Origin of the sequence: Rothia sp. HMSC072B04 (genome assembly GCF_001813725.1) — a bacterium.
In the GTDB taxonomy this organism is placed as follows: Bacteria; Actinomycetota; Actinomycetes; order Actinomycetales; family Micrococcaceae; genus Rothia; species Rothia mucilaginosa.
Genome location: NZ_KV813780.1, coordinates 1 through 3,373, shown reverse-complemented (window position 1 = coordinate 3,373; position 3,373 = coordinate 1). Strand labels below are relative to the sequence as shown.

The following is a 3,373-nucleotide window of genomic DNA, read 5'->3' as shown; positions in this document are numbered from 1 at the left end:
TTATCCAAAAACCATACAGTGAACGCAAACAACAAACAACTCTCTTGAAAAGTAAGCCTTCGGCCTATTAGTACCAGTCAACTCCACGAGTCTTCAGTCCCCGCTTCCATACCCGGCCTATCAACCTCATCATCTATAAGGAGCCTCACACACCAAAAGTGCCAGGAAATCTCATCTCGAAACAGGCTTCCCGCTTAGATGCTTTCAGCGGTTATCCCTCCCGAACGTAGCCAATCAGCCATGCACCTGGCGGTACAACTGACATACCAGAGGTTCGTCCGTCCCGGTCCTCTCGTACTAAGGACAGCCTTTCTCAAATTTCCAACGCGCGCAGCGGATAGGGACCGAACTGTCTCACGACGTTCTGAACCCAGCTCGCGTACCGCTTTAATGGGCGAACAGCCCAACCCTTGGGACCGACTCCAGCCCCAGGATGCGACGAGCCGACATCGAGGTGCCAAACCATGCCGTCGATATGGACTCTTGGGCAAGATCAGCCTGTTATCCCCGAGGTACCTTTTATCCGTTGAGCGACGGCCGTTCCACAACGTACCGCCGGATCACTAGTCCCGACTTTCGTCCCTGCTCGACCTGCCAGTCTCACAGTCAAGCTCCCTTGTGCACTTACACTCAACACCTGATTGCCAACCAGGCTGAGGGAACCTTTGGGCGCCTCCGTTACACTTTAGGAGGCAACCGCCCCAGTTAAACTACCCATCAGGCACTGTCCCTGAACCAGATCATGGCCCGAAGTTAGACATCCAGATTGACCAGAGTGGTATTTCAACAACGACTCCACACAAACTAGCGTCCATGCTTCACAGTCTCCCACCTATCCTACACAAGCCAAACCAAACACCAATACCAAACTATAGTAAAGGTCACGGGGTCTTTCCGTCCTGCTGCGCGAAACGAGCATCTTTACTCGTACTGCAATTTCGCCGAGTTCATGGTTGAGACAGTAGGGAAGTCGTTACTCCATTCGTGCAGGTCGGAACTTACCCGACAAGGAATTTCGCTACCTTAGGATGGTTATAGTTACCACCGCCGTTTACTGGGGCTTAAATTCTCAGCTTCGCCCAAAAGAGCTAACCAATCCTCTTAACCTTCCAGCACCGGGCAGGAGTCAGTCCGTATACATCGTCTTACGACTTCGCACGGACCTGTGTTTTTGATAAACAGTCGCTTCCCCCTGGTCTCTGCGACCCATACACGCTCCAGGCAGCAAGTGCCCATCACGCTCAAGGTCCCCCTTCTCCCGAAGTTACGGGGGCATTTTGCCGAGTTCCTTAACCATGATTCTCTCGATCGCCTTAGTATTCTCTACCTGATCACCTGTGTCGGTTTAGGGTACGGGCGGCTAAAACCTCACGCCGATGCTTTTCTCGGCAGCATAGGATCACCAAATCCCCCAAAAACGGGGTCCCATCACGTCTCAGGCACACAGCCGGCGCATTTAACAACCGACAACCCTACACGCTTAGACCACGACAACCATCGCGTGGCTTGGCTACCTTCCTGCGTCACACCTGTTAACACGTTTACCTCCAAAGATCGGGTCCCACAACCCACACAACACACAAACAAAAGCCTGCACATCATGCTTCGCATGGTTAGCATCACAATATCAGTATGGGCGGTTTTTCACCGGTACGGGAATATCAACCCGTTATCCATCGACTACGCCTGTCGGCCTCGCCTTAGGCCCCGACTAACCCAGGGCAGATTAACTTGACCCTGGAACCCTTGATCATCCGGCGGATGAGTTTCTCACTCATCTTTCGCTACTCATGCCTGCATTCTCACTCGCATAGCCTCCACCACTGGTTTACACCGCAGCTTCACCGGCTACACGACGCTCCCCTACCCAACAACCCCAAAGGGTCATTGCCACAACTTCGGCGGTGTACTTGAGCCCCGCTACATTATCGGCGCAGAATCACTTGACCAGTGAGCTGTTACGCACTCTTTCAAGGATGGCTGCTTCTAAGCCAACCTCCTGGTTGTCTAAGCAACTCCACATCCTTTCCCACTTAGCACACGCTTAGGGGCCTTAGTTGGTGGTCTGGGCTGTTTCCCTCTCGACAATGAAGCTTATCCCCCACTGTCTCACTGCTACGCTCTCACTTACCGGCATTCGGAGTTTAGCTGACGTCAGTAACCCGTGAAGGCCCATCGGCCATCCAGTAGCTCTACCTCCGGCAAGAAACACGTAACGCTGCACCTAAATGCATTTCGGGGAGAACCAGCTATCACAGAGTTTGATTGGCCTTTCACCCCTATCCACAGCTCATCCCCTCCATTTTCAACTGAAGTGGGTTCGGTCCTCCACGACGTCTTACCGTCGCTTCAACCTGGCCATGGATAGATCACTCCGCTTCGGGTCTAGGTCATGCCACTCAAACGCCCTATTCAGACTCGCTTTCGCTACGGATACCCCACACGGGTTAACCTCGCGACATAACACTAACTCGCAGGCTCATTCTTCAAAAGGCACGCTGTCACCCCAAAAGGCTCCAACGGCTTGTAAGCACACGGTTTCAGGTACTATTTCACTCCCCTCCCGGGGTACTTTTCACCATTCCCTCACGGTACTGATTCACTATCGGTCATTAAGAAGTATTTAGACTTACCAGGTGGTCCTGGCAGATTCACACGAGATTCCACGAGCCCCGTGCTACTCGGGTGGCCACACCACGGACAGAACAATTTCGATTACGGGACTCTCACCCTCTACGGCCGACCATTCCAAGTCGTTCACCTACCATCCTGAACATCATGCCGGCAGCCAGTTAGAACTGCCACTGTGACTCCCACAACCCCCATGATGCAACGCCTAACCGCTATCACACACCACAGGTTTAGTCTCTTCCGCTTTCGCTCGCCACTACTCACAGAATCATTACTTTATTTTCTCTTCCTGCGGGTACTGAGATGTTTCACTTCCCCGCGTTCCCCCCAACCAGCCTATACATTCAGCTGGCGGTAACTCACCATGAAGATGAGCCAGGTTTCCCCATTCGGAAATCCTCGGATCACAGCCCAGTTATCGGCTCCCCGAGGCTTATCGCAGATTCACACGTCCTTCATCGGCTCTTAATGCCAAGGCATCCACCGTGTGCCCTTAATAACTTACACACAATCAAGAAAAATAAGAATCTAAAATCAACAATCAAACCAACACAAAAGCATTGATTCAACGCAAATTCCAGAAGATGCTCGCGTCCACTATATAGTTCTCAAACAACAACCCACAACACAACAACAACACAAACAAAAACATTTGCATCATCACCATGCCAGGCAAACAAAGGAACAACACTAATGTGTTACCCCAAAACCCAACAATGCGCCTCATCCAACCCAAAACCAA

General features: G+C 51.8%; 1 rRNA gene. It reads right to left on the bottom strand.

Annotation, left to right across the window (positions count from 1 at the left end):
- Nucleotides 1-47 precede the first annotated feature (47 nt).
- Nucleotides 48-3,138, bottom strand: a 23S ribosomal RNA gene (locus tag HMPREF2928_RS00005).
- Nucleotides 3,139-3,373: the final 235 nt, after the last annotated feature.